This window comes from Paenibacillus rhizovicinus, assembly GCF_010365285.1.
Taxonomy (GTDB): domain Bacteria; phylum Bacillota; class Bacilli; order Paenibacillales; family Paenibacillaceae; genus Paenibacillus_Z; species Paenibacillus_Z rhizovicinus.
In genome coordinates this window covers 4,725,642-4,750,335 of sequence record NZ_CP048286.1, presented here as the reverse complement: position 1 = coordinate 4,750,335, position 24,694 = coordinate 4,725,642, and the positions used below count along the sequence as shown (strand labels likewise).

The 24,694-nt window shown below is 56.4% G+C and carries 23 protein-coding genes; 8 read left to right on the top strand and 15 right to left on the bottom strand.

Going from position 1 to position 24,694, the window contains the following annotated elements; translation table 11 throughout:
• Positions 1-36 precede the first annotated feature (36 nt).
• The 4 genes from GZH47_RS21315 to GZH47_RS21300 all read right to left on the bottom strand — a co-directional run bounded on the left by GZH47_RS21315 (position 37) and on the right by GZH47_RS21300 (position 4,496).
• Positions 37-900: an ABC transporter permease gene (locus GZH47_RS21315; RefSeq protein ID WP_162645356.1), complete on the bottom strand. Its 864-nt coding sequence runs from the start codon at positions 898-900 to the stop codon at positions 37-39.
• A 275-nt stretch (positions 901-1,175) separates the two neighbouring features.
• The gene (locus GZH47_RS21310; protein ID WP_162643064.1) at positions 1,176-2,483 is read right to left on the bottom strand and encodes an NAD(P)H-dependent oxidoreductase; all 1,308 of its coding nucleotides are present in this window, start codon (positions 2,481-2,483) and stop codon (positions 1,176-1,178) included.
• Between the two features lie 17 nt (positions 2,484-2,500).
• On the bottom strand, positions 2,501-3,259 hold the full coding sequence (locus GZH47_RS21305; protein WP_162643062.1) for a phytanoyl-CoA dioxygenase family protein: 759 nt from the start codon (positions 3,257-3,259) through the stop codon (positions 2,501-2,503).
• 115 nt (positions 3,260-3,374) lie between these two features.
• Positions 3,375-4,496 carry a mandelate racemase/muconate lactonizing enzyme family protein gene (locus GZH47_RS21300; RefSeq protein WP_162643061.1) on the bottom strand — a complete coding sequence of 374 codons (1,122 nt, stop codon included), beginning with the start codon at positions 4,494-4,496 and terminating at the stop codon, positions 3,375-3,377.
• 185 nt (positions 4,497-4,681) lie between these two features.
• On the opposite strand from GZH47_RS21300, the gene GZH47_RS21295 reads away from it, so the two are divergent.
• Together GZH47_RS21295 and GZH47_RS21290 are read left to right on the top strand one after the other, a co-directional pair.
• Positions 4,682-5,359, top strand: a complete 678-nt coding sequence (locus tag GZH47_RS21295) for a GntR family transcriptional regulator (RefSeq protein WP_162643059.1) — start codon at positions 4,682-4,684, stop codon at positions 5,357-5,359.
• Positions 5,360-5,381: 22 nt separating this feature from the next.
• Positions 5,382-5,873, top strand: coding sequence for a DinB family protein (locus GZH47_RS21290; RefSeq protein ID WP_162643057.1), 492 nt, complete (start codon positions 5,382-5,384; stop codon positions 5,871-5,873).
• A gap of 195 nt (positions 5,874-6,068) precedes the next feature.
• On the opposite strand, the gene GZH47_RS21285 is transcribed toward GZH47_RS21290, so the two are convergent.
• Genes GZH47_RS21285 through GZH47_RS21270 form a run of 4 tightly spaced genes read right to left on the bottom strand, consistent with a single transcriptional unit; the run spans position 6,069 to position 9,643 of the window.
• The gene (locus tag GZH47_RS21285) at positions 6,069-6,479 is read right to left on the bottom strand and encodes an antibiotic biosynthesis monooxygenase (RefSeq protein ID WP_162643055.1); all 411 of its coding nucleotides are present in this window, start codon (positions 6,477-6,479) and stop codon (positions 6,069-6,071) included.
• A gap of 29 nt (positions 6,480-6,508) precedes the next feature.
• Positions 6,509-7,342, bottom strand: coding sequence for an ABC transporter ATP-binding protein (locus GZH47_RS21280; protein ID WP_162643054.1), 834 nt, complete (start codon positions 7,340-7,342; stop codon positions 6,509-6,511).
• A complete protein-coding gene (locus GZH47_RS21275) occupies positions 7,339-8,370 on the bottom strand; it encodes a FecCD family ABC transporter permease (RefSeq protein ID WP_162643052.1) in 1,032 nt (343 codons plus the stop codon). The genes GZH47_RS21280 and GZH47_RS21275 overlap by 4 nt, the downstream gene beginning before the upstream one ends.
• 4 nt (positions 8,371-8,374) lie before the next feature.
• A complete protein-coding gene (locus GZH47_RS21270; RefSeq protein ID WP_162643050.1) occupies positions 8,375-9,643 on the bottom strand; it encodes an ABC transporter substrate-binding protein in 1,269 nt (422 codons plus the stop codon).
• Between the two features lie 283 nt (positions 9,644-9,926).
• Between GZH47_RS21270 and GZH47_RS21265 the strand changes: the two genes are divergently transcribed.
• Complete coding sequence (locus tag GZH47_RS21265; protein ID WP_162643047.1) at positions 9,927-10,841, top strand: ornithine carbamoyltransferase; 915 nt, start codon at positions 9,927-9,929, stop codon at positions 10,839-10,841.
• A 202-nt stretch (positions 10,842-11,043) separates the two neighbouring features.
• Positions 11,044-12,600, top strand: a complete 1,557-nt coding sequence (locus GZH47_RS21260) for an MDR family MFS transporter (RefSeq protein WP_162643045.1) — start codon at positions 11,044-11,046, stop codon at positions 12,598-12,600.
• A 62-nt stretch (positions 12,601-12,662) separates the two neighbouring features.
• On the opposite strand, the gene GZH47_RS21255 is transcribed toward GZH47_RS21260, so the two are convergent.
• The 5 genes from GZH47_RS21255 to GZH47_RS21235 form a co-directional block, all read right to left on the bottom strand.
• Positions 12,663-13,499, bottom strand: coding sequence for a carbohydrate ABC transporter permease (locus tag GZH47_RS21255; protein WP_162643043.1), 837 nt, complete (start codon positions 13,497-13,499; stop codon positions 12,663-12,665).
• Between the two features lie 3 nt (positions 13,500-13,502).
• Positions 13,503-14,393 (bottom strand): carbohydrate ABC transporter permease, encoded by an 891-nt coding sequence (locus GZH47_RS21250; protein ID WP_162643040.1) that lies wholly within the window; start codon positions 14,391-14,393, stop codon positions 13,503-13,505.
• A 202-nt stretch (positions 14,394-14,595) separates the two neighbouring features.
• Positions 14,596-15,948, bottom strand: coding sequence for an ABC transporter substrate-binding protein (locus GZH47_RS21245; RefSeq protein WP_162643038.1), 1,353 nt, complete (start codon positions 15,946-15,948; stop codon positions 14,596-14,598).
• 249 nt (positions 15,949-16,197) lie between these two features.
• Positions 16,198-17,757 (bottom strand): response regulator, encoded by a 1,560-nt coding sequence (locus GZH47_RS21240; protein ID WP_162643036.1) that lies wholly within the window; start codon positions 17,755-17,757, stop codon positions 16,198-16,200.
• Positions 17,751-19,571, bottom strand: a complete 1,821-nt coding sequence (locus tag GZH47_RS21235) for a cache domain-containing sensor histidine kinase (RefSeq protein ID WP_162643034.1) — start codon at positions 19,569-19,571, stop codon at positions 17,751-17,753. The genes GZH47_RS21240 and GZH47_RS21235 overlap by 7 nt, the downstream gene beginning before the upstream one ends.
• Positions 19,572-20,084: 513 nt before the next feature.
• Between GZH47_RS21235 and trpS the strand changes: the two genes are divergently transcribed.
• The gene (gene trpS / locus GZH47_RS21230; protein WP_162643031.1) at positions 20,085-21,071 is read left to right on the top strand and encodes a tryptophan--tRNA ligase; all 987 of its coding nucleotides are present in this window, start codon (positions 20,085-20,087) and stop codon (positions 21,069-21,071) included.
• A 199-nt stretch (positions 21,072-21,270) separates the two neighbouring features.
• Here trpS and GZH47_RS21225 read toward each other — a convergent pair whose 3' ends face one another.
• On the bottom strand, positions 21,271-21,789 hold the full coding sequence (locus tag GZH47_RS21225; RefSeq protein WP_162643029.1) for an SgcJ/EcaC family oxidoreductase: 519 nt from the start codon (positions 21,787-21,789) through the stop codon (positions 21,271-21,273).
• A 71-nt stretch (positions 21,790-21,860) separates the two neighbouring features.
• Here GZH47_RS21225 and GZH47_RS21220 point away from each other — a divergent pair, with 71 nt between their 5' ends.
• The 3 genes from GZH47_RS21220 (at position 21,861) to GZH47_RS21210 (ending at position 24,000) form a co-directional block, all read left to right on the top strand.
• Positions 21,861-22,976 carry an undecaprenyldiphospho-muramoylpentapeptide beta-N-acetylglucosaminyltransferase gene (locus GZH47_RS21220; RefSeq protein WP_162643027.1) on the top strand — a complete coding sequence of 372 codons (1,116 nt, stop codon included), beginning with the start codon at positions 21,861-21,863 and terminating at the stop codon, positions 22,974-22,976.
• A 315-nt stretch (positions 22,977-23,291) separates the two neighbouring features.
• Positions 23,292-23,480, top strand: coding sequence for a hypothetical protein (locus tag GZH47_RS21215; RefSeq protein ID WP_162643025.1), 189 nt, complete (start codon positions 23,292-23,294; stop codon positions 23,478-23,480).
• A gap of 238 nt (positions 23,481-23,718) precedes the next feature.
• Entirely contained in the window at positions 23,719-24,000 is a 282-nt protein-coding gene (locus GZH47_RS21210; RefSeq protein ID WP_162643023.1) for a chorismate mutase, read from the top strand.
• 171 nt (positions 24,001-24,171) lie between these two features.
• On the opposite strand, the gene GZH47_RS21205 is transcribed toward GZH47_RS21210, so the two are convergent.
• Positions 24,172-24,672, bottom strand: a complete 501-nt coding sequence (locus tag GZH47_RS21205) for a hypothetical protein (protein ID WP_162643020.1) — start codon at positions 24,670-24,672, stop codon at positions 24,172-24,174.
• Positions 24,673-24,694: the final 22 nt, after the last annotated feature.

The window sequence follows — 24,694 nt, the reverse complement described above, 5'->3', positions numbered from 1 at the left end:
TCCTTCTTGTATTAATCGCTGCCGGGATCTGGCGGATTACCACAAGCTCGACCCCATGCGGCGGGCAATGCGGTTGGCCAGTACGAGCAGCCCGACGCTGATGACTGCCTTGAATAGTCCGGCAGCCGTTGCATACGAGTACCGGTTGCTCAGGATACCGACGCGATACACATACGTGTCGATGACATCGGAGACATCGCGTAGAATCGGGTTGCTCCCAAGCAGCAGCAGGTCATCGAAGCCCGCATTCAAAATTCCGCCTACCGCCAAGATCAGAAAGATAATGACAACCGGCATGATGCACGGGATCGTAATCAGAATCATCATCCGGAAGCGGCTCGCCCCGTCGATCGAAGCCGATTCATACAAGTGCGGGTCAACGCCGGCGATGGCCGCGAGGTACACGATCGTCGCGAAGCCGATATCCTTCCAAATGCCCGTCGTTACGATGATAGTCCAGAAATATTCCGGCATGGACAAGAAATTAATCGGCTCCTTGATCAAGTGAAGCTGCTGCAGCAAAATGTTGATGCTCCCGTTATCGGTGGAGAGCATGGACATCGCAAAACCGGCTACGATCACCCACGATAGGAAATGCGGCAAATAGCTGACGGTTTGCACGATTCGCTTAAACACCATGCTTCTGATTTCGTTCAGCAGCAGCGCCAATACGATCGGTGCCGGAAATCCGAAGAACAGCTTGAGCAGGCTGATCATGATGGTATTGCGCATGATTTGCCAAAACTCGGGCGCCTCGACAAACATCCGGAAATGCTTGAATCCCACCCATGGGCTTGCCCAGAAGCCTTCGAACATGTTGTAGTCCTGAAACGCCATCAGCACGCCGTACATCGGAATGTAGCTGAAAATAAAGATCAGCACGATGGAAGGGATGATCATGAGCTGCAAATCCCACTGGTTTCTTAATATCTCGAGCAGCTTCGGCTTCGAAGTACGCTTGGTTTGTTCCGTCGCTGCAAGGATGGATTGCTGTGCCTCCAACTTTTTCCCTCCTCTTGACCGGTTACATTTAGTATAGAAAAGAAGGGGAACCGTTCCTATGAGAGCAAGCAATGAAACCTATCACTTTTCAATGGCAGTTCGCTATAAGGGCGCAACAAAAAACAATCCATTCGGCCTCGTATAGAAGCGAACGGATTGTTGATCGTTCCGGATTAGAATTCGTTCAAACCGTCTTGAATTTCCCTCAACCGCCAAATGAAATCAGTGCCCCGTTCCCGCAGCATACCGTAGGTGATCATCGTTCCCTTCGGAATATCTACGCCGGCAACCACATGCTGAGCGAGCGCATAAGGGAGTCCGTCATCTGCCGAAGAACCGACAGCCGCCACCAAATGCGCACGCACCGATTCGCCGCCCATGCCATCAAGCGTCTCTCCTGCTTTGACATGCCTCTTGGCTACGGCCACGACGTCGCTTGACGCCCGGGGTTTAGGGCTTCCCGTTGCCTCGCCGAGCAAGACGGCTTTCGCGATGGATATAGGTGTCTCCATGCCGACAAGATGATGCGCGCGATAGATGATGCCTTGCGACCCGTCCGATGACATGGGTATGCCTTTCTCCCGCAGCTGGCGCCGGACGAAGGGATCCGGGCTTCCGATGACAATGAAGACGCCGCCATTCAGATGATCCCGGTTGAAGTCGCCCGTGTATGGGACATCCACGACGTCGACAACGCCGCTCCGATTCAAAATGCCCCCTTCAACGCGGAGACGGAACGCTTCCGGAATCTCCACAAGCGGTATCCGGGGCTTATGCATGCCGGGAATATCCGGTACGTAACCGGTCATATTCGCCATGCACGCCATTTCGATTTGATACTTGGAACCGTCCCAATACGCGATATCCGTATCCCGCATGCCATTGCGGTCATTCAGACGACGATCCGCCTCCTCCTGTGAGTGGACCGTCATCCATTTACCAAGCACGGGGACGTCGAACCCTAACGTTTGCGCCCAATCGTACAACCCCTTCGCCAAACTGGGCTGATCGCCGTCGGCGAGCGTATAGACGACTCCTTCTTGCTCTGCCAGTCTGCGCAGCGCCGGACCGACACCTACGTCCGCTTCGATATTAACCATCACCACGTGTTTCTTATGCCGTAAGGCCTCGTAAGCGAACTGCGCGCCGAATACTGGCAATCCCGTGGAATCCACGATGACGTCCAGGTCGCATGCCAGCATATCGAAAGGATTCGCAGCGATGACGGGCTTGCCTGCTTCGATCGCCTCTTGAATGCCGGCCGGAGAATCAGCGCCGCGAATATCATTCTTATCGTGGCCGGCAGCCATATACGCCTCAACCGCATACTGTGGCTGAGCATCGTACAGTACCGATATTTGCAGCCCCTTCATGCGCGCGGCCTGGATGACAAGTCCGGCGCTGAACCGGCCTGCCCCCGCCACGCCTACTCGAATCGGCTTGGATCTGGCCGTCAATTGCCGAAGCAGCAAGTTATCCAATTCATCGTCCTCCCGGGCTATTGGAACACATGCGGAGCATTGGGCCAAGGAGAAGCGCCCAGCAGCATGTTCCTCAGCGGCGTATTCGCTTGGTTCTCCAGCAGTCTCTGACTCGGCTCATAACCCGGCCAAGTCCGGAGGAACAGCGGTCCGTAATTATAAATGAGCGATCTTCGCTGTTGATTGGACTTGTTGTCCATGGCGGCATGATACGTGGCCCCGTCGAAGAGCACCGCCGTGCCTGCTTTGACATTCATGCGCACATGTCCAGGCATCTGTTCGCCATGATCGCTGGACGGAAGCAGCTCATCCGGCATATGCCGGCTGCCCGGGAGGAAGGATAGACATCCGCCGTCATAAGGAACGTCTGCCATGAAGTAGAACACTTTGACCATGAACGGAACCCGCTTCTTGCCAAGATGCATCGTCGTGGTCGTGTCGCGATGCCAGGAAGCATGCGTAACCTGTCCGGGATGTTTGATGAACAGCTCGTTGTCGATCATCGTAAACGCATCGCCGAAGACATCGCGCATCACGCCCATCATGCGCGGATGCTCCATTAGCTGCAGATAGAGTTCGCCATGCTCGATGACGCCGCTGACCTGATCAATATTCGGCGGCATGACATTGCCCTTCGCTTTGTAATCCGCCAATGTCTGGTCCATCGCCGCATTGTAAACGCTTAACTCTTCCGGATTTAGAAAATCCTCGATCGCAAGGTAACCGTCCCGCTCCCAAGCCAACATTTGTTCCATCGTCAAAGCATGCAATTTCATCGGATAGGCCTCCTGTTTAAAGTGATTGCTTCTGGCATGATGCTAAAACAATGCTAAAACAGCCGCTGCTTCCTAATAGTAGATCATTGTCGTTGTCGTTGGTGCGGCGCGCAAGTTACGTTACGAGATACTTCTTCACGGTCTGCTCGTCGAGCTCGATGCCCAGACCCGGGCTTTCCGGCAGCCGAACGCAGCCGTCCTTGATCGCAAGCGGATTCGCTACGGCATGCCTGGCGAGCGGGGAATCCGAGAGCGTATATTCAATCAAGTCGCCTTGCGGCATGCTCGCCGCGAAATGCGCGCTCGCCGCCACCAGCACGCCCGTCTTGAACGCATGAGGAACGACCTTGCGGTTGCGATCGTAAGCCATAACGGCGATCTTGCGTGCTTCCGTCAGCCCCCCGCAGCGTCCTAGATCCGGCTGCAGAATGTCGACTCCGCCTTCGCGCAGCAGTCTGTCGAACGACCTTCTGCCGCTCTCCTGCTCGCCTGTCGCGATATAAATGCCGGCTTGCTCCGACAACAGCTTGTAACCGGTTAAATCGTCCGGCGGCAGCGGTTCCTCCATCCAGTACACGCCGTAACGCTCGAATTCCGCCGCCATCCGGATCGCGTGCTTGACGTCCCAGACTTGGCCGACATCGATCATAAGCCGGTTCTCGTCGCCGATGACCGACCGGATCGTGCGGACAAGCTCGATATCGAAGGCCTGCGATACGCGTCCGATCGGGCCCCAGCCGAATTTGATTGCTTTGTAGCCGAGGTTCATGTACTTCTCGGCGAGCTTGGCAGCCTCTGCAATCGTGTCCGGCATAAGCAGGCTGGCGTAGACGGGTATTTCCCTGCGATAGATTCCGCCCAGCATTTGAGCTGTCGGACGGTTGGCAGCTTTGCCGATGATGTCCCAAAGCGCAATGTCGATCCCGCTCATCGCATGAAGCACGGGACCCGTTCGCCCGTAATAGAGCGCGCCCATGTACATTTTGTCCCACAGCCGCTCAACCTCGAAAGGATCTTCGCCTATTAACAGCTCCTTGAGGCCTGTCGCGATCGAATGCGATGGCGGGGCTTCGATAACGGCGCGGGCAACGACCGGAACAGAGTCGATTTCGCCGATTCCGTCGATCCCTTCGTCTGTCCGTACCCGGACGATCAACGTGTCCTGCGTGCCGTCGCAGCGCGACGCGTCGACCTGGGGAAGCTTCAAATAAAGCACTTCTACATCCGTGATCTTCACGTGCATGGTCACCTGCCTACTGTATGAGTTAGAGAATATTCCGCATGCTGTTCACGTTCAAGGCGAGTATAAAATCATTTCGTAAGATTGTCAACAATCTTATTGTTTATTTTTTTTGACAGGAAGATGGGATTCGCCTATCATTGACCTATCTATTCATGTCGAGATCAGCGAGGTACGCAAGCATGGACAATTTCAGCTTCAAAGAGCAAAAGCCAACATCATTAAGACATCGAATAACGGATGACATACGCAATGCGATTCTGAACGGCCAACTGAAGCCGGGCGATAAGCTGAGGGAAAGCGCGATTGCCAAAGAAATGGGCGTCAGCCGCGGACCGATTCGCGAAGCGATGAGAACGCTCGAGCAAGAAGGTCTCCTGCACTCCTCGCCGTACAAAGAAACCGTCGTAGCGGAATTCTCGCAGGAGGAAGTCATCGAGGTGCTCATACCGATCCGGCTTACGATCGAGCTGTTCGCGATTCGCTCCGGTCTCTCTCAAATGACCGATGCGGATTTCGCGCACATGCAAACCTTCGTCGATGGCATCCGGGAAGCCGTCGAACGGGAGGATCCCGCCGGGATCGTGAATAACGACATTGCCTTTCACGAATACATCATTCAGGCGTCGCGCGCCAGCAACGTCATGAATATCTGGTCGAGCATCGTCAATCGGATTCGCTTGCATTTCTTCATCCAGAACCCGATGTACAGCGACCCTCGCCAAATCTACGAAGAGCACGACATTCTCCTGCAGGCGATGAGAGCGAAGGATATCGAGCTGGCATGCCGGCTTATGAAGGCGCATATCCATGACGAGAACGTAGCCTTGTTGCAGCCTGCTCTCCCGGACGATAAATAACGCGGCAAAGGGGCGTTTAACGATGTACGATTTCATTGAGGCGTTCAAGAAGGATTTGAAAAGCTATCCTCCGGACAGGCTGCGGCGCATCGCCAAACAGGGCGGCTGGTCGCTGGGGCAGCTGATCGACCATCTCATCGCGGTAGCTGACGAATATTTGTCCCATGTCGCCTTCTGCGCGCAGTCGGTCGAAGAACAACCTGCCGGCAAGACCGAAGCCGGCGAGGACGTATATCTGCGCGGCGCGTTTCCGCCTATTCGCATCAAGCTTCCGGATACGCCGGAGTTTACGCCGAGCAACGAACGCAGCAAAGAAGAGCTGCTTGCGGGATTGGACCGGATCGAACGCGACATGCTTGCCTGGGAGCTGCAGCTGGAAGCGATTAATCCGAGCATGAAATGGCAGCACGGCGGCTTCGGCTGGCTAAACGCGCGCGAATGGTTCGACTTGATCGGCATGCATACCCGGCATCATTTTCGGCAGAAGGCGGAGCTGGAAGCGCTGACGGCGTGAGTGACGATCTCAATAATAGAAACAAAAAACCTCCGGAACCGTGCGATTCACGCACGATTTCGGAGGTTTCTTGTTCGCCTGAACGAGACGGTCAGCCGCCGCGGAACGCAGCAGCATAGAACGCCGGCTGTCTCCGACTGGCGGCTCTCCGCCTTGCGCCTGAAGTCCAGCCCCTCTCGGGTGCCGGCTCCGGCTTTATTCCGCCTCAGCGGGCAAATGCGTCACGACGACGTTGTATCTCGTTACTTTGCTGCTAATGATCGGACTGCTTGCCGGGGCGCCGGTTGCTGTGCTTCCATGGCTTCCATGACCGCTCCCGTGAGCAGCAGCGGCCGGAGCTTCCGCACGTTCGGCTCCCGCAGTCTCGGCACGCCGGCCATGCGCATGACGGAACGAGTCGCTATTCGTCCAAGCTTCGAAAGCCGCCTCGCTCTCCCAAGCCGTGCATACCCGCACCTCTTCCGTCTCGTCGGACAAGACGGCATGCAGGACGTCCATGCGCACGAAACCCGGGAAGGTATGAACGCTCTTAGGCGAACGGAACCGTTCCAAGATGGCGTCCGCCGCGCCCGCTCTGATTTCGAATCGGTTTTCCACAATAATCATCGGTCGAATGCCTCCTCGTTATGTTTCGATTATGCCGTAACGTATGCGTTCATGCCCTCAGGCTCTGACTTTGCAATGCCGCACGGCAAATAAACAGGTACGCCGTCATCGTAATACAATTTCGCTTCAATGCCAAATACCTCGCGGAAGAACTCCACGCGGAACACGTCGCCCGGCGTGCCTTCCCGCACGATCTCGCCCTGCTTCATCGCCACGATGCGATCGCAGTAACGGGCCGCTTGATTCAAGTCGTGCAGCACCATGATCACGGTAATGCCCTGCTCGCGGTTCAATTGCCGGATCAGCTCCATTAATTCCAGCTGATGCGCGATATCGAGATACGTCGTCGGTTCGTCGAGAAGCAGCAGCTTAGGCGTCTGCGCCATGCACATCGCAAGCCACGCCCGCTGCCGCTCCCCGCCCGAAAGCTCCTGCAGCGGCCGATGCTGAAGATCCTGCATGCTCGTCACTTTCAGCGCCCAGTCGACGACATCTTCGTGCTTGCCCCTGCATTCCTCGTACCATTTCAGATGCGGATTGCGTCCTCTGCGCACGAGTTCGCGTACCGTGATGTCCTGTACCTGCTCCTGCGTTTGCGTCAGCATCGTCATATGCCGGGCGATCGACTTCGTGTCCATGCTCGCCATATCCTTGCCGTCCATCGTAACCGATCCGCCTTGCGGCGAAACGAGCCTGGCCAGCATGCACAGCACGGTAGACTTGCCCGAACCATTGGGACCGACGATGCCCAGCCATTCGCCGGGCGCCGCACTTAGATCAAAGCCGTTAACGATCGCTGCTTCGCGTCCGTACCCGTACTTGAGATCGGCTGCACTCAGCGCTTGCGTCGTCGTCTTCGTCATCGTTTAATCCCCCTTCGCAGCAGATAGAGAAAGAACGGCGCTCCGAGCAGCGCGAGCAGAATGCCGACGGGAAACTCGATCGGGTCAAACCAGCTGCGGGCAGCCGTGTCCGCCGCAATAATCAGCGCCCCGCCTCCGATCGCGGAGATCGGCAGGAAAATCCGATAGTCGTTGCCGACGAGCAAGCGCACGATATGCGGCACGACCAAGCCGACGAAGCCCACCATGCCGACGATGCTGATCGCGGCGCCCGCAAGAAACGTGGAGAGCAGGATAATAAGCAGCCTGCCGATTTCGACGCGGCTGCCGAGCAGCTTGGCGGCATCGTCGCCCAGAACGAGCAGGTTGGCTGTTTTGATCAGGAAGACGGAAGCGATCAAACCAGCAATCGTGTAAGGAAGCAGCGTATCGAAATGCGGCCAGCTTCGGCCGTTCAGGCTTCCCGACATCCAGGGGAGGACGGACTGCACTTTCTCGCTGTTCAGAATCATCAAGGCCGTCATCGCCGCGCCGAGCAGCGAGTTGACGGCAACGCCTGCCAAGATGAGCCGCAAAGGCGAAGCGCCGCCTTTCCACGCCAAGGCGTAGACGACTGCGGCAGCAGCCAAAGCGCCGAGAAACGCGGAGATCGGCAGATAAGCGATTTTCTCCGGAAACAAGATCATAATCGCGACCGCCGCTAGACCGCCGCCGGACGATACCCCGATAATGCCGGGATCAGCAAGCGGATTACGGAATACGCCTTGCAGGAACGCGCCCGAAACTGCCAGGCAAATGCCTGCCAGCATGCCTGTCAGGACGCGGGGAAGCCGCAAATTCCATACGATTTGCCTCGCTTCCGAATCGGAAGAATGAAAGAGCGACGTCCACACGTCGCGAGCCGGAATCGAGATGGCGCCGGACATCAGGCCCGCAAGCGCGGCAGCGAGCAGCAGAACCAAGCTGATGATCAGCACTGCGCTTCCGCGGGCATTGCGAGAGAGCGCGGCTTTATGCGCGCGCTCTCTGCCGGATACAAGAGTAGACATCGGATTACTTCACCTGCAGCAGCAATTTGTTGATCGCTTGAATCGCTTGCGGTGCGCGCAGCCCCGGGTTTGCCGCGAACAAGTCGGATGGCAGTACTTCGAAACGGTCGTTCTTCACGGCCGACAAGCTCTTCCAAGCCGGATTCGTCTCGAATTGCTTCTTGAAGCTTGCTTTGACTTCAGCTGCATCGCCGTGGGTAATGAACAGGATCAGATCCGGATTAGCCGCGATGATCCGCTCCAAGCTGAGATCCGCGTACTGCGGCATCGAATCCATTGCTTTGAAGTTGGACGCGACGTTCTTGCCTCCGGCAAGCTCCAAGAAGTTGCCCGGGTAGCTCGTCGGCAGCGCTACGACGAAGCTGCCTGGAGCGCCGTATACGATCAGCGTCTTCGGTGCCGTGCTCGGTTTCTTGAGCGAGGAGACATCGGCATTCATTTTCTTGATCAACTGTTCCGCTTTCGCCTCTTGGCCCAGTACTTTGCCGTACAGACGGACGGAAGCTTGAATTTCCGTAAACGTGTTATGCGAGTTGAACATCACTTGAGCGCCCAGCTTCTCAATCGTCGCCTTGCTGGATTGGAGCGCCGGGCTGGCAATGACGAGATCCGGCTTCACCGAAGCCAATTTCTCGAATTCGATGCCGTGCGTGCTTCCGACTTCGGGAGCGGATGCCGCAGCCGCAGGGGATACCGCGCCGAGCGCAGTCGAGCGGCCGACAACCGTGCTTCCGAGCGCATAGATGATTTCCGTATCGGAAGAGGAAAGCGTAACGATGCGTTTCGGCTTCTTCTTGAGCGTGAACGGGCCCGTGCTCGTGTTTACGGTCAGCGTGCTGCTGATCGCGACGGCAGCCGCGCTCTTGCTGTAGGAAACCCATTTGCCGAAAGCTTCGGAAACGAGTCGCAGCGGCACGAACGTCTTGCCGTTTACGATGGACGGAGCTGCTTCGAGCGTTTGCGCGGCGCCGTTTATGTAAGCCGTGCGGGAACCGACCGTCAATTTGACGGAGACATCGCCTTGAACCGCGGATACGGTTTTGTTCTTCGCGTCCCAAGTCGCCTTGCCACCAAGCGCGCTTACGATGCCGCTGTAAGGAACCAGCGTACGGCCGTTAACGATCTTCGGAGCGGAATCCAGAGAAACGGACTTCCCGTCCAGCGTAACCTTAATTGCCGTGCTTGCAGCGCTTGCCGTATTGCTCAAACTTGTTACCGGCGTTAGCAGCACGGCTGCCGCCAACACACCACGAGATAATACTTTCAAAAACACAAAATCAGCCCCCCTGATCGATAATGAGAATCAATATCAATTAGTACAAGTAGATATTAATCGATAATGATTCTCATTGTCAATTAAAAATTTAATCATTTGCGTCAGCTTTTCTTCCGCTTTTTATGATTGGTAACACCCCTGCGAACCCCCTTTAGCGGCGAATGCATTTTCATGCAAATAAACTGAATATTTATAAATTGACTTCTGCATAAACACTCATTATAGTGAATATAAATACTTTTATATTGAATAATTATTCACACATGCGAGGTGTCCAACGTTGAAACATTTTCTTTCCCTGCAAGATCTGGACCGGAACGAATTGATGACAATCATCCAGAACGGCATCGCCATTAAGCGGCAGCCTGAACGATACGCAACCGCCTGCGACCGTAAAGGCGCACTGATGCTTTTTCAGAAAACGTCGACCCGGACAAACCTGTCCTTCCAATCCGGTATCAACCAAATGGGCGGTTACGCCGTACCGATGGACTGGAACGCCAGCAACTTCAGCATCTCTCCCATCCGGTACGAAGCCCGCTACGCGTCGCGCAATTGCGATTTCATCGTGGCTCGTTTAAAGAAGCATTCCGACTTGCGGGAACTGGCCGCCTATGCGACGGTACCCGTCATTAACGGCTGCTGCGACCGTTATCACCCTTGCCAAGCGCTGGCTGATCTGATGACGATCTACGAGGTGTCCGGAACCTTTGAAGGCATTACGGTCACCTATGTCGGCATCCTCAACAATGTCGCCAATTCCTTGATTGCCGGCTGCGCGATGCTCGGGATCCGTTTGCTGCTTGTCACCCCCATCGTCAACGAAGCCTCGTGGGACGGGGAGCTGATGGACCAAGCCATCGGCAGCGGCCTCGTGACGCGAATGAACTCGTTAACGGATGCGGCTGCCCAATCCGATTACGTCTACACGGACACGTGGATCGACATGGAGCATTACCACAGCGCGGACTATGAGGCGGTCAAAGATTTCCGCATGCAAACGATGCTCCCTTATCAGCTGAACCGCAAGGCGCTGAACGGCAGCACGCCGTATATCATGCATGACATGCCGATTCACCCCGGCTTCGAAATCGAAGAGGAACTGATCGAATCCGCCAGCTCGGTCATCTATCAGCAGGCGGAGAACCGGATGCACGCGCAAAAGGCGCTGCTGCTGCATTTGATGGAGAGTTGATGATCGGTTATAGAGAGGACGGCCTCGCGGCTTCGGAAACGAAGCTTCGGGGCCTTTCGTGTTTTTGCGAGTATGGCGCCTGCGTTCATGGGCTGCCTCTCTCGGTCCAATGGACGTCGCCCGCATCGGTCCCGCGATTGATTCCCTGCTTCGCTTTATAACCTATAATCAGGTCAGCTAGTGAAGACAGGAGAGATATCCAATGGTTGAAACGAACAAAACCAACAAACGGCTCGTGCTCGCGGGCCTGATGCTCGGCTTGATTTTCGCCGAACTGGACGAAACGGTCGTCTCGACGGCGATGCCGACGATTATCCGCGAGCTGCACGGCTTGTCGCTCTACGGCTGGGTCGCGGGCGTCTACATGCTCGCCGCCACGATGTTCATGCCCATCCTCGGCAAGCTTGCCGACTTGTACGGCCGCAAACGCGTGTACTTAAGCTGCATGGCGTTGTTCATCGCGGGTTCCATCGTGAGCGGCTTGGCCGGGTCCATGACGATGCTGCTCGCCGGGCGAGGCATTCAGGGTATAGGAGCCGGCGGGCTCATGCCGCTCGCGCTCGTTATTATCGGCGACACCTATCCGCTGGAGCAGCGGGCGAAGATTCAGAGCCTGTTCGGTCCGCTGATGATTTTGCCCCAATTGCTCGGTCCGACTGTCGGCGGATACATGGTCGGTCACGTGAATTGGCACTGGGTATTCTTGATCAACATCCCTGTCGGCCTGCTGGCCGCGGCGGTGCTCAGTATCGGCATGCGCGAATCCCGGGGAACCGAGAAGAAATCGATCGACTGGCACGGCGCTTCCACGCTCGTCGCCGCCCTGCTCTCCCTGCTGATGACGCCGGTGCTGATCGACAACGAAGGCTTGTCTTGGTCATCGCCGGGCATCATCGGACTGCTGGCACTGTCCACGCTGTTCACGGGTCTGTTCGTCTTCATCGAAAGTCGAGCGAAGGAGCCCATTATTCCGCTGCGCCTCTTCCGCCATCGGTCCGTCGTCGTCCTCTCCATTATCGTTCTGATCTTGATGCTCGGCATCATGGGCGGAATCGCGACGTTCCCGTTCTTCGCCCAGAACGTCATGGGACTGACGCCGACGGCATCCGGTTATCTGATGCTCGCTTTCATGGCCGGCGCGATTCCGTCCAGCATCGTGAACGGCTTCCTGATTACCAAGGTGCCGTACCGCAACTTGTTCATCGTCTGCTTCCTGCTCCCGATCGTCGGCTTCTACCTGCTGACGCAAATCGGCGTCGCTACGAGCGTCCTCTATGTCGTCGTCACGTTCTTCATTCTCGGACTCGGCATCGGCGTCCTGTTCGGCAGCGACAACCTGATCGTGCAGGAAAGCGTCGACAAAGCGGACAGCGGCTCGGCGCTCGGCACCGTCCAGCTGTTCCAGTCCCTCGGCGCGACGATCGGACTGAGCATTTTCGGCAGCCTGCTGGCGCGTCACATCAATCAAGGCGTGTCGCAGATGGCCGATCAGCTGCCCGACGGGACGGCTAAGAACATCGCGACCGGCGGCATTCCGGAAGGACTCCCGCACGATCTGCTGATCAAAGTGCAAACCGTTTTCTCGGAGGCGTTCCAAAATATATTTACCATCTCGTTCGCCTTCGTCATCGCCGCCTTCATCGCCTGCTGGTTCCTGAAGAAGGAAGTGCTGCAGAAACGGGAGGAAGATCCTGTTGCGGATGGGGCTGCGACTACGGGAACCTCCTCCTCTGCCGGGGCTGCCTCTGCTGCGGAGTGATCGAGGCGCGAAAAGGCCAGCTGCGCGAGGCAACCGGCCTGGAGATATAGGATAGATGCGAACTATTTGACCGAACCGCTCACGATGCCCGAGAAAATATAACGCTGCAGGAACAAATAAATGATGACCGTCGGGATGAGAATGATCACGACCGCCGCGCTGATCAAATTCCACTGCGCGCTGTTGACCCCGGCGAATTTCATGAGCGACGTCGAGACGACGCCTAGCTTCTGCGCCGGCATGTACAAGTACGGAATGTACATGTCGTTGTAGATCGAGATCGTCTTGATGATCGTCACGGTGGCCGTCGCCGGAATGAGCAGCGGGAAGATGACCGACCGGAAGATCCGGAACAGGCTGGCCCCCTCCATCATCGCGCTCTCGTCCAGGTCGAACGGAATGCCGCGGATGAACTGCAGGAAAATATAAATTTGCACGACGTCCGTGCCCAAGTAGAGCAGCACCGGCGCCAAGTGCGTGTTGAACAAGCCCAGGTTCTTAATAATGGAGAACGTCGCGACCTGCGTCGTCACGGAAGGAATAAGCGTCGCCAGCACGTAGCCGGCCAAGATGACGCGCTTCAGCTTGAAGTCGAACCGGCCCAGCGCGTAAGCAGCCGTCGTGCCGATCAAGATGTTGCCGATGAGGGAAAGCACGAGAATGATGCCCGTGTTGTAGAAGGCGCGTCCCATATGACCGATTCGCATGACCGTTCGGAAATTGTCCATATTGAAGAAGCTGTTCGGCAGATCGAATACGCCGGAAGCGTTGTACTCCTCTGTCCCTTTGAACGCGTTCAGCACGACGACGGCCGGCGGAAACAGCACCGCGAACACGGCCAGCGACAGAAGGAGGTAATGCACGGCCTGCAGGGGACGTTTGCGTTTAAGTAGCTGCATGCGTTATCGCCCCTTCTCTTCCCGTAAAATAAGTTTGCGCTGCACCGTGATGACGACAATGACGATCGCCAGCAGCACGACGCCCATGGCCGAAGCCAAGCCGTAATTGCTGTAGTGGAACGCCGTATCCACCGTCTTCGTCACGAACGTTTCGCTTGCGCCCGCCGGGCCGCCCTTGGTCATGATAAACGGCAAATCGAACACCTCGAGCGCGCCCGTCACGGTCAGCAGCATGCTGAGCTCGATGATTTTGAGCAGGCTCGGCCACGTAATGAAGCGAAAGGACTGCCATCCGTTCGCGCCGTCGATGCGCGCGGCCTCGTACAAATCTTCGGGGATCGACTGGAGCGCCCCGATATAGATAACCATGTTGAAGCCGAGGTATTTCCACATGGAGATGAGTGCGAGCGAAATGTTGACCATATGCTTATTGCCGAGCCAGCTCGTAATGAGATCCCCGAGCCCCAAATTCGTAAGCAGCGCGTTCAAGGAACCATGCTGCGCATCGTATACGTACGAGAACATGTAGGCGATCGCCACGCTGTTCATGATGTAAGGCAGGAAGATCAGAACGCGGAATCCATTTCGTCCGCGAAGCTTCCGGCTCAGAATGACGGCAAAGTAAAGCGCGACGACGTTCTGCAGAATGCCGCCGAAAAAATAATAGAGGTTGTGCCCGAATACGCTGAAAATCTCGCTATTATGAAAAATCTCGCGGTAATTATCGAACCCGACCCAGCCTTTGTCCGAGCTGTAGCCGTCCCAGGAAGTCAAGCTCAGGTAAAGCAGGTTGGCGCCGGGATACAAGGAGAAGAGTATCAGCAGGGTGACTGGGAGCAGGAGAAACGCAAACAGAATGACCGTCTTCTGCTTCTTGTATAGGGAGGAATACATCGTTAGCCCTTCCTTAACCGTATTTGTTGCCTCGTTCCGCGGCCGATAGTAAAAGGGCATGACCGCGGATGTCATGTCATGCCCCTTCGGCAGCCGCTGCGGAATTGGAGGAATTTAAGGTGTTGCGTGCCGTCCATTACTTCGGGATAGCGTCCGCTACACAGTGGCCGTTAATTAGCGACCGTTAGTTGGCAACCAACCGTTAGTTGGCAACCGCCGCGCGCGCTTCTTTCCAACGTTTGTTGTAGTCGGCGAATACCTTCGCCATGTCTTTGCCCATGATGACGTCTTGCGCCAAGCCGCTCGTGTCGAACTGCATTTTGTTGCCGATTTTCAGGTACTCGTCGCTCTCGGCTTGCATCTCCACGACTTTCGGGTTGAAGGCCATGAACTCGGCCAGCTGAGGCAGCGCCGGTTTCTTGTCCTTCAGCACTGGAATGAAGCCGCCGAAATCGTCATAGCCGGATTCCTCGACGAGCCATTTCAGGAATGCCTTGGCCGTTTCCAGGTTGCCGCTCTTCTTGCTGACGGCATACGCGTAGTCGGGGCTCAGCAGCGCTTTCGCTTCGCCGCTGTTGTCGATCGGGAGCGGGAAGAAGCCGACGTCCTCGGATTTGGCGCCATTATCGATGACTTGAGGCACGACCCAGTTGCCCAGCAGATACATGGCCGTCGTACCGGAAGCTACGTCCTTCTTGGAACCTTCCCAGTTCGTGGACATGAGGTCCTTCTCCGCATAGCCTTTGTCGACGATCGTCTTGATGATCGACATCGCCTGACCGTAAGGTCCGTCCATCGTGAACGGCTCGTCTTGACCGGCCATCGTGTTATGAAGCGCCGGGTCGTTCGCGAAGAGGAACGCTTCCTGATCCCAGCCCATGAGCGGCCATTTGTCCTTGAAGTTCGTGGACATCGGAATGATGCCCGCAGCCTTCAGCTTCTCGCAAGCTGCGTAGAATTCGTCGAGCGTCTTCGGAACCGCCGTGATGCCGGCTTTCTCGAACGCCTTCTTGTTGTACGTGATGCCCATCGCCGAGCTGCCGGAGACGATGCCGTACAATTTGCCGTCTTGGCTGCTGTAATTGTCCTTGAAGTACACCTTGTCGTTCAGGCCAAGATCGTCCAGCGGCGCGAAGAACTCGGGCAGCTTTTCTTTCGTGACCGTCTTCGGCACGAGGATGACATCCGGGAACTCGTTGGACGCGAGGCGTACTTTCATGGATTCTTCATAGTCCTTGATCGCTTCGAATTCGACAGTCGCTTCCGGATATTTCTCGTGGAAACGCTGCGCGTAGCTCTTCAGTTCCGTCTCGACAAGGTCCGTGCGGTTCGTCGCGAACGTGATCTTGCCTTTGATCGCGCTCTCCGGAGCGGCGGCCGCGGCATCGCCGTTCTCTGTCTTGGCTCCGTTATTCGCGCCAGCCGCTGCCTGATTGTCTTCTTTTGGGGCTGTGCCTTCGTTGGCGCTACCGTCGTTGCTACCGTTCGAACCGCAGCCTGCGAGCACGACGCCGCAAAGCACGGTTGAGAGCATTAGAGATGCCCATTTCTTCATTTCTTGCTTCCCCCTTATCGCGTATGGAGCATAATGGTATCGGTTACAAGTTCAATTATGGAGGGATTTGAGAACGCTTTCTACGTAACGGTTTTGGATTTATTGTCTTTGGTTTGGGTAAAGGTTGAAGCTGTGATTCCGTCGCGAGACGGAAATACAGCTTCAGCCACTTCGGAAGCATAGGCTTAGCGAAAGCTGCTTATACAGTTCTCTCCTGCTTCGGAAGCACTGGCTTAGCGATTGTCCTGCTTATCTCCCCAGCGTCTGGTTCCGATATTGCTGCGGCGTCACGCCGATGGTTTTCTTGAACAATTTATTGAAATAAATACCGTCGGCGTATCCGACCATTTCCCCTACCTGATAGGCCTTCAAATCCAGTCTTTCTTTCAAATATTCCTTCGCTTTCGCCATGCGGACCATCGTCACGTATTCGGTAATCGTCTGTCCCGTCTCTCTCTTGAACAGATAGCTGAAGTAGCTGGCATTGAGGAAGACGGTCTCCGACAGCACCGTCAGCTCGATCTCTTTGCGGTAATGTTCCTGTATCCACGCCTTCGCCTTCTCGATGGCGCGATTGCCGTTCGCCGTCCTGCCGGGTTCAAGCGCCTCCATGACCTGAACGGCGAAGGAAACCAGCCAATCCCGGACATCCTGTATGGCGTATAGAGCCGCAGCCCGTTGATGGAAGTCGAAATTGCCGCCCTGCAGTCCCTGAAGCGCATCCGCAAATCCATCGATACGGGTCGCCAAGGTATAGAACAAATGATTGGCCAAATGAATGACCTCCTCGTAGCCCGCCTTGCCCTGCTCCGCTTCGGCGAAGAAGCGCGGCAGCAATGCCTTGATCGCCTGCGCGTCCAGCATCTCGCACGCCGTCTTCAGCTGCTCCTCCAGCACCGGCGCAGTCAGCCGCCATGGCTCCGCCTTCGTCTTCAAATCCGCGGCCGATTGAAGGACATTGCCCCGGTCCGCGCTGAAGAGATGGCGGCTGGCCGCCAGTGCGTCGCGGTAGGCGCGGCTCCAGCCCGCGGCGCCTGCCTGCGGATCCGCGAAGCATTCGCCGATGGCAAGGAAACCTCCGCCTCGGATTTGCAAATGGTCCATGACGCGCAGACTGACAGCGCGCAGCGCGCGCTGCGGCTGCTGAACCGCTTCCCTGCCGGACAGCAGTACAACCGCTGCGACGAGACCCTCTTGCATCACGACCGCTTCCCGTATCTGCTCCTTCAGCGCATGCAGATAATGGAGCAGGCTCTCTTGAACGAGCGGATTGGAAGAGCGGAATACGAGAATCGCGCCCTGTCCCTCGTTCGGAAGTACCGACTCTTCGCCCGCGCCACCGGCGAGCAGGCGCCGAAGCCGTTCCTCGCGCTGGCCCGCTTCCAGCTGACGCGAGGAAAGTTCCTGGCGCTCTTCGTCCGCGCGCAGCCGCTCTCTTCGCTGCGCAACCTTCCCCAGCAGAACCGCGAGCTCCTGCGCATCGACCGGCTTCAGCATGTAATCGTCGACGCCGGACTGGATCGCCCTGCGCGCATACTCGAAATCATTGTAGCCGCTCAATATAACGCACGGCATCTCGGGGTGCTTCTCCCTCAGCCGCTCGATGAAGCTCAGGCCGTCCAAATACGGCATCTTAATATCCGTAATAATCAAATCCACGCTCGCGCCCAGTTCCTCCAAGGCGGCGAGCGCCTCTTCCCCATCCTCGAAACTGCCTGCAACCTGGTATTCACCGCTCAGCTTGCCGATCATTTTCGCCAGCCCGAGCCGGATGATCTCTTCATCGTCCACGATCACGATGTTCAGCACGGCAATCCCTCCTGTTCATTCCAGCCGTTAGGCGACGGATACGGCAGCGCCAGCGTCACGATCGTGCCTTCGTTCACGCGGCTGTCGATCGACACGCCGAAGGATTCGCCGTAATACAGCTTGATGCGCTCATTGATATTTTTGAGCCCGATGCCCGACTTCATGGCCGTTTCCCCCGTCTGCCCGCCGATATACGATTGCAAATGCGCCAGAATAGCCGGCGGTATGCCGTTCCCTTCGTCCTGAATATAGATATGCAGCCGTTCTCCGGCGATCTTGGCGAAGACGCGAATATGAACTTTCACCTTCTTGCCCTCGAGTCCATGAAGAATGGCATTCTCGACGATCGGCTGAAACGTTAATTTCAGCACGTCGTAACGCAGCACGTCGGGCGGCAGGTCCGCTTCCCAATGGAATTGGTTCTTGAACCGGTATTTGAGCAGGTTCAGATAGTTGTCCAAATGCTGCAATTCCTCCTGCACGGACACGGTCTCTTTGCCCCGGTTGATGCTGTACTGCATCAACTTGCCGAGAATGAACGTCATGTCCGCCACCTCCTCGTCGTCGTTCAACAGCGCCTTCATCCGGATGGTCTCCAGCGAGTTATAGATAAAATGCGGGTTGATCTGGCTCTGCAGCGCCTCTAGCTCCGCTTCCTTCTTCCGATTCTGGATGACGTAGATTTCGTCGATCAGATCCTTGATGCGCCGCAGCATCCGGTTGAAGTGAAGGCCCAGCACGCCGACCTCGTCCTTGTTCTTGACGCGGAAACTGATGTCGAGATTCCCCTGTTGGACCTCGATCATCAGATTAGTCATCGTGCGGAGCGGTTTGGACAGCCGGAACGAGAGGACGATCGAGACGACGAGCGCGGCTATGACGATGAGCACAGTGGCGATGGTCGTCAAGTTGCGCGTGATTTTGGCATCATGATGCAAATGATCCACAGGAATATAGACAATCGTGTTCCAACCCGACACATCCGAGCGATTATATGTCGCAATATAATCGATGCCGTCCACCGCCGTCTCCACGGTTCCTGTGCTGCCCTCGATGCCCTTCAGCATGGCCGGGTTGCCGAGCGGCTTGCCGATCCATTGCTTGCGGCTGTCATAGATGACGTTGCGGTCCCGGTCGACGATCAGCGTCATCCCCTTCGTGATGGCATCCATCTGCTCCACGGTCTCCTGAATCGCATCCAATTTCGTGTCCACGACGATCGTGCCGATGGAAGCGAACGAATTGACGTCGCGGATATCCCGAATAACGGAGAATACATAGTACGACGGGTGGTTCGGAATGGAAATTTCCTGCGTGCTCAGAATCGTCGGGTTCCCTTCGGCGCGTTCGGCGATCGACTGCCATTCGGCATGCCGCTGCTTCAGGTCCGGACGAACGGCATCGGTTTTGATGCGATAGAAGAGGTTGCCGTAATGATCCAAAATGTACGTGGAGCTCATATCCTTGTTGAGGTTGTTCATCAGCCCGATATAGAAATCGATTTTGTTCTGCTTGGCCAAATCCAGGCTTGGCGTCACCAGATATTGCTGCAGTTCCTGGGAGTATAGCGGGATTTTCGTGACCACCATCATATTGGCAATCGTCTCTTCCAGCTTGCTCTGGAAATTCGCGATGACCTGGTTCATATATTGCGACGTGTTTTTGTTAATGGAATCGACGTAGTTCTGGTAAGAAATATAGCTGATCGCGATAATCGGCGTGATGATGAGGAATACGAACACCGCCGTCAGCTTCTTCTGCATGCTGCTTTGCACCTTGAATATCGACCCGACCCATCGTACGGCTCCTTGCATGGCGATCCCCCGTAATCGTTTTCATTTTAATGTTCATCGTAACGTAAGGCCGCCGGTTTGATCAATCGCTTTTTCCCTTGACTCGCATATGATGCTGTACTATACTGATTGCTAACCATTACCAAAATTGGATATGCGCAAAGCTATGAATGGAAAGAGTACTCTTGCTGCGACTGTCAAAGCGAGCCGGCGATCGGTGAAAGGTCCGGTACTTTCGAGCAAGACGAATGGCTCCGTTCGCTTCAATCCGAACCTCGGCACGCTGTTGTCGGCCAGTAGGCGTTGACGGCATTCCCTCCGTTACCTCGGGGAAGCATGCCTATGCTTTCGAAGCTGCGAATGCTGCATTCCCAGTCTCACGACTGTGAACGCAAACCAATCGCCTTAGACATGAGCAGAGCGCGGCCTTTTGGCCGAATTCGGGTGGTACCGCGGAGTCCGACACTTCGTCCCCTTTTTGGGGATGGGGTGTCTTTTTGTTTGTCCAAAATCGAATTTCGTGGAGGTCATCGCATGAAACGAGTCTTATCGGGCATCAAACCAAGCGGGGACATGAATATCGGCGGGTATGGGGGCGCCCTGCACCAATTTCTGACCATGCAGGACGAATATGAATGCTTCTTCTTCGTTCCTGATCTGCATGCCATTACGGTGCCGCAGGATCCAGCCGCGCTGTTCCGGCGCTCCAGGGAGATCGCCGCCTATTACATCGCCGCGGGGATCGATCCGAAGAAAGCAACGATTTTCGTCCAGTCCCATGTACCGGCGCATGTCGAGCTCGGCTGGCTGCTGGAAACCCAGGCGCATTTCGGCGAGCTGGGCCGGATGACGCAGTTCAAGGAGAAGTCGCACGGCAAAGACGCCGTCAGCTCGGCGTTGTTCACCTATCCGGTGCTGATGGCCGCGGACATTCTGCTGTATCGGGCCACGCACGTCCCCGTCGGCGACGACCAGAAGCAGCATCTGGAGCTGACCCGGGACTTGGCGATGCGCTTCAACAACCGGTTCGGAACGACGTTCGCGCTTCCCGAGCCGATCATTCAGCAGATCGGTTCTCGCATTATGGGCCTCGACGACCCCGCCAAGAAGATGAGCAAAAGCAATCCGAATCGGAACAGTTACATCCTGCTGCAGGACAGCCCCGAGGAAATCCGGAAGAAGCTGGCGCGGGCCGTGACGGACTCCGAAGGGGTCGTTCGTTACGACTGGGAGCAAAAGCCGGAAATCAGCAACCTGATCGAAATCTACGCGGTGTTCGCCGGAGAATCCGTGGATACGATCGAACAGCGGTATCGCGGCGTCGGATACGGCCCGTTCAAACAGGATATCTCCGACGCGGTCACGGCGAAGCTGACCCCTATCCAGAGCCGGTTCAACGAAATCGTCGACTCGGAGGAACTGACCGCGATTCTGCGGCAAGGCGCGCTGAAAGCCGCCGCCGACGCCAGCGAGACGCTGCGGAAAGCGAAGCAGGCGATGGGACTGCTCACGTTGGATTGATTGACGGGAGTGATCGTGCGATGGAGCGCTGTCGCTTAAGTGCTAGACTCGCAAGCTCTTGATGAATGAAAAAGGCGCATTCGTCCGAGGACCCGTAGTCCTTGGGCGAATGCGCCTTTTGTCATTTAGAAACCAGCTTCTCTTCCTTCATTCCTAGCGGCGAAGCTACCTGCCTCAGTCGTTAGCGAAAAGTTCCGTCCTATGGCCTAAGCAGCTTGCGCAGCGCTTCGGTAATCGCCGCTCCCCGCTCGGGCTCCATATGAAACTGCGCAGGCGTATTCTGGAACAAGGCAATGAACCAGCGGCCATCACGCTTCACGGCCGTCAGGGAATGCTGGGCATTCAGCTTCGGGTCGATATCGGACGCGCCTTCCGCCACGAGCCCGGAGTAGGCGCGAAGGATAGCCGCCTCGGGCGTAACCAGCTTGACGGATTTGACGATCGCGCAGTAACGCGGGGTCTTATGATTCGCGAAGATCGGCGCCAGATGATCATGAACGCCCTGTCTGCCCGAAGCTTCGCTCCCGTCGAATCCGATTAATTCGCTGTCCTCCGCGAACGAGGCGGCCATCCCTTCCGCGCTGCGGTCGTTCCAGCCAGTCAGCATGTCTTGGTACAAGCGAACGACTTCGATTTCATCCGGCTGCACGTTTTCGTCATGCGCACGGCGCAGTTCCGCATACTGTTGAATGACGTAACTCAATTCCGGCAAGAACATTCACCTTCACTCCCTATTGAAACGATTCTGTGATACGCTTATATGACTGATTCTATCAAGGAGAGCCGCCTATGCCAAATGCAATCCCCGCTCGCCCCCAGGGCGAGAAGCCGCGCCGGATCCTCTTCACCGGAGGCGGATCGGCGGGACATGTGAGCGTCAATCTTGCGCTCATCCCGCTCCTTCAGTCCCAAGGCTGGAACGCCGTGTACATGGGCTCCAGCAGCGGCATCGAGAAACAGCTCATCGGCAGACTGGACGATGTCGATTACTACAGCATTTCGACGGGCAAGCTGCGCCGTTACGTCGATCTGCAGAACGTGAAGGATCCTTTCCGCGTCGTCAAAGGGGTCTTCCAAGCCTACCGGCTCATCCGGAAGCTGCGGCCCAGCGTCGTCTTCTCGAAGGGCGGCTTCGTCTCCGTCCCCGTCGTGCTCGGCGCCTGGCTGAATCGCGTGCCCGTCATCATCCACGAGTCGGATTTGACGCCGGGGCTCGCGAACCGGATCGCCAATCCATTCGCCCGGAAGGTTTGCGTGACCTTCGGCGAGACGACCGCCAGCATCAAAGGAAATAAGGCCGTGCACGTCGGCCCGGTCGTCAGAAACGAACTGCTTCGCGGCAATGCCCTGAAAGGGCTGCAGTGGAGCAAGCTTCTCCCCGGCAAGCCGGTCCTGCTCATCATGGGCGGAAGCCTGGGGTCGAAAAACATTAATGAAGCGGTTCGCCGCAACCTGCCGGTGCTTACGCAGACGTATCAGATCATTCATCTCTGCGGCAAAGGCGAGCTCGACGATCGCTGTAACGGCGTGAAAGGCTATCGCCAGTACGAGTATGTGCACGATGAGCTGCCTGATATCGCAGCATGTTCGGAGCTCGTCATTTCGCGCGCCGGCTCGAACTCCATCTTCGAGTTTCTGGCCCTGCGCAAGCCGATGCTGCTCATTCCCTTATCCAAGAGCGCGAGCCGCGGCGATCAGCTGCTGAATGCGGAATCGTTCCGGAAAGCCGGCTTTTGCGAGGTGCTTCAGGAAGAAGAACTGACGGACGACGCCTTCTTGGCCGCGATTAGCCGGCTATATGCCGACCGGGAGGGCATTCGCGCCCGGATGCGCGAGCGCGACAGCGGCCCTTCGGCAGTAGAAGCCATCACGTCGCTGATCCGGGAAAACAGCCTGCGGCGATAACCGTCGCAGCTGTTTTCCTGCTTACTCGCGGCTGCTCCGTCATCACGTACCGCAGCGAGCCGCTGCTCACAGCAGCAAGCCGCAGCGCACAGCAAGCCCCGGCAAATCCCCTTCATTTCCGCTTAGCAGCGGAAGCGGAGGGGATTTGCGTTTAAAGGGACGATACGCTTACTCGCACCGCTGCCTTCATGGATGCACGCGCCGATGCGCGAGCCTGCGCCCGCAACTAAATTTCCTTCCCCGCGGGTACAAGCCCGAACCCTATCGATTCATTTTCATAGAAATAGAAATGAGACTTTAAGGAGGGGATCCTCCATGGCTGCGCTATTGAATCGTTTTCGCGGAACATTCGTCGTGCTCAAAACGGTGTCATCCGAAGAAATCGGAGGCCGGATCGTCAAAATAAACAACGGCATCGTCGTCTTAAAAACTTTATTGGGAACCCGTATATACGTACCCATCTCGAAGATCACCGCCGTCATTACACGCGGAATGAATAAATAAGGATCAGAATATTGGATGCGGCGTCCTCTACGGACGCCTTTTCTTCGTACCGGCCCGCTTGAAGCACCGTGCAGCACGGCACGGGTGCCGGCCGCTAAGGCTTGCAGCTTGCAGCTCGCCGCTTGCCGCTGGAAATCCGCTCCGTTTACAGCGCACCGGGAAATATGGTAATGTGAAGCATATCTCACTTTACTACGTAGAAGCGTTTACGCGTGAAATTTTCGAAGGAGTGCATAATATGGCAGATCTGGCTGAACTGAGAACGAACATCGATGATATTGACCGGCAACTGATTGCCCTGCTTGCCAAGCGCTTCGCATGCACGGAAGAAGTCGGCATCTATAAAGAGCAGCACGGCCTGCCCGCCCAGGATGCGTCCCGTGAAGCGCAGCAGTTTCAGAAAATCGCGCAGTACGCGCAAGAGCACGGGTTGAATCCGGAGTATGCCGCGGCTATATTCAGGCATCTGATGGATCTCGTCATCTCCAGGCATCTGGAGCTGCAAACCGTCAAAAAGTAACGAGATGCGAGCGAGCAAGGCGCATGGGGCTAGTGCGGACACGCTAGTGCTAGCATGTCTGTGCGGGGGCCAGCGAGCTAACCGATTGTCCCGCGCCACGCGCAAAAAAGCAGCAATCGAGCAGCAGGCGGTTGGAACGCCTGACGCTCGTTGCTGCTTTTTACGTTTCAATCAAGATTGGGATTTCGCGTCTGCCGATTTCTTTTCTTCCTTTTGCTTGATCATGCGGTTCTTGCACAGCTCGCGGATTTCGTCCTGCAGCTGTCTCGCGGTCTTGCCCTCCGTCGAGATGCCGAGCCGTTTGGCCGTATCTTGCAGGCGGGCCATGTGCTGCGCTTTCTTCTCGGATTTGAACTTCTCCCACTTGGCCGGATTCGCTTCGCGGGCGGCCTTCAGTTCCTTATGCAGCTGCTCGGCGCTTTTGCCTTCCGTGGCAATGCCGAAATACTGCGCCGCTTCCTGCATGAACTCCAGCTTGCGGGCTTTGCGCGCCTCGCTTTTATGGCCATGACCGCCGCCGAAGCGCCAATGGTCGCGTTCTTGCTCGTGCTGCGCTTGCAGCTGCTCGGAAGAAGGCGTCGCCGCCTGTGCGCAGATCGGCATCGCAGTCAATAGCAGCGCGGCCGCCGTTCCCAGCGCAGCGAGTTGCTTGCGCCATGTTGGTGTTTTCATCTCAATCAGCTCCCTTCGCGGG

Coding starts and splice junctions, on each gene's coding strand:
- GZH47_RS21220 (WP_162643027.1), top strand. CDS start 21,861: ATGCCAAATGCAATCCCCGCTCGCCCCCAGGGCGAGAAGCCGCGCCGG.
- GZH47_RS21305 (WP_162643062.1), bottom strand. CDS start 3,259: ATGAAATTGCATGCTTTGACGATGGAACAAATGTTGGCTTGGGAGCGG.
- GZH47_RS21290 (WP_162643057.1), top strand. CDS start 5,382: ATGTACGATTTCATTGAGGCGTTCAAGAAGGATTTGAAAAGCTATCCT.
- GZH47_RS21285 (WP_162643055.1), bottom strand. CDS start 6,479: ATGATTATTGTGGAAAACCGATTCGAAATCAGAGCGGGCGCGGCGGAC.
- GZH47_RS21295 (WP_162643059.1), top strand. CDS start 4,682: ATGGACAATTTCAGCTTCAAAGAGCAAAAGCCAACATCATTAAGACAT.
- GZH47_RS21315 (WP_162645356.1), bottom strand. CDS start 900: ATGATCATCCCTTCCATCGTGCTGATCTTTATTTTCAGCTACATTCCG.
- GZH47_RS21210 (WP_162643023.1), top strand. CDS start 23,719: ATGGCAGATCTGGCTGAACTGAGAACGAACATCGATGATATTGACCGG.
- trpS (WP_162643031.1), top strand. CDS start 20,085: ATGAAACGAGTCTTATCGGGCATCAAACCAAGCGGGGACATGAATATC.
- GZH47_RS21260 (WP_162643045.1), top strand. CDS start 11,044: ATGGTTGAAACGAACAAAACCAACAAACGGCTCGTGCTCGCGGGCCTG.
- GZH47_RS21250 (WP_162643040.1), bottom strand. CDS start 14,393: ATGTATTCCTCCCTATACAAGAAGCAGAAGACGGTCATTCTGTTTGCG.
- GZH47_RS21205 (WP_162643020.1), bottom strand. CDS start 24,672: ATGAAAACACCAACATGGCGCAAGCAACTCGCTGCGCTGGGAACGGCG.
- GZH47_RS21225 (WP_162643029.1), bottom strand. CDS start 21,789: ATGTTCTTGCCGGAATTGAGTTACGTCATTCAACAGTATGCGGAACTG.
- GZH47_RS21215 (WP_162643025.1), top strand. CDS start 23,292: ATGGCTGCGCTATTGAATCGTTTTCGCGGAACATTCGTCGTGCTCAAA.
- GZH47_RS21245 (WP_162643038.1), bottom strand. CDS start 15,948: ATGAAGAAATGGGCATCTCTAATGCTCTCAACCGTGCTTTGCGGCGTC.
- GZH47_RS21255 (WP_162643043.1), bottom strand. CDS start 13,499: ATGCAGCTACTTAAACGCAAACGTCCCCTGCAGGCCGTGCATTACCTC.
- GZH47_RS21235 (WP_162643034.1), bottom strand. CDS start 19,571: ATGCAAGGAGCCGTACGATGGGTCGGGTCGATATTCAAGGTGCAAAGC.
- GZH47_RS21280 (WP_162643054.1), bottom strand. CDS start 7,342: ATGACGAAGACGACGACGCAAGCGCTGAGTGCAGCCGATCTCAAGTAC.
- GZH47_RS21275 (WP_162643052.1), bottom strand. CDS start 8,370: ATGTCTACTCTTGTATCCGGCAGAGAGCGCGCGCATAAAGCCGCGCTC.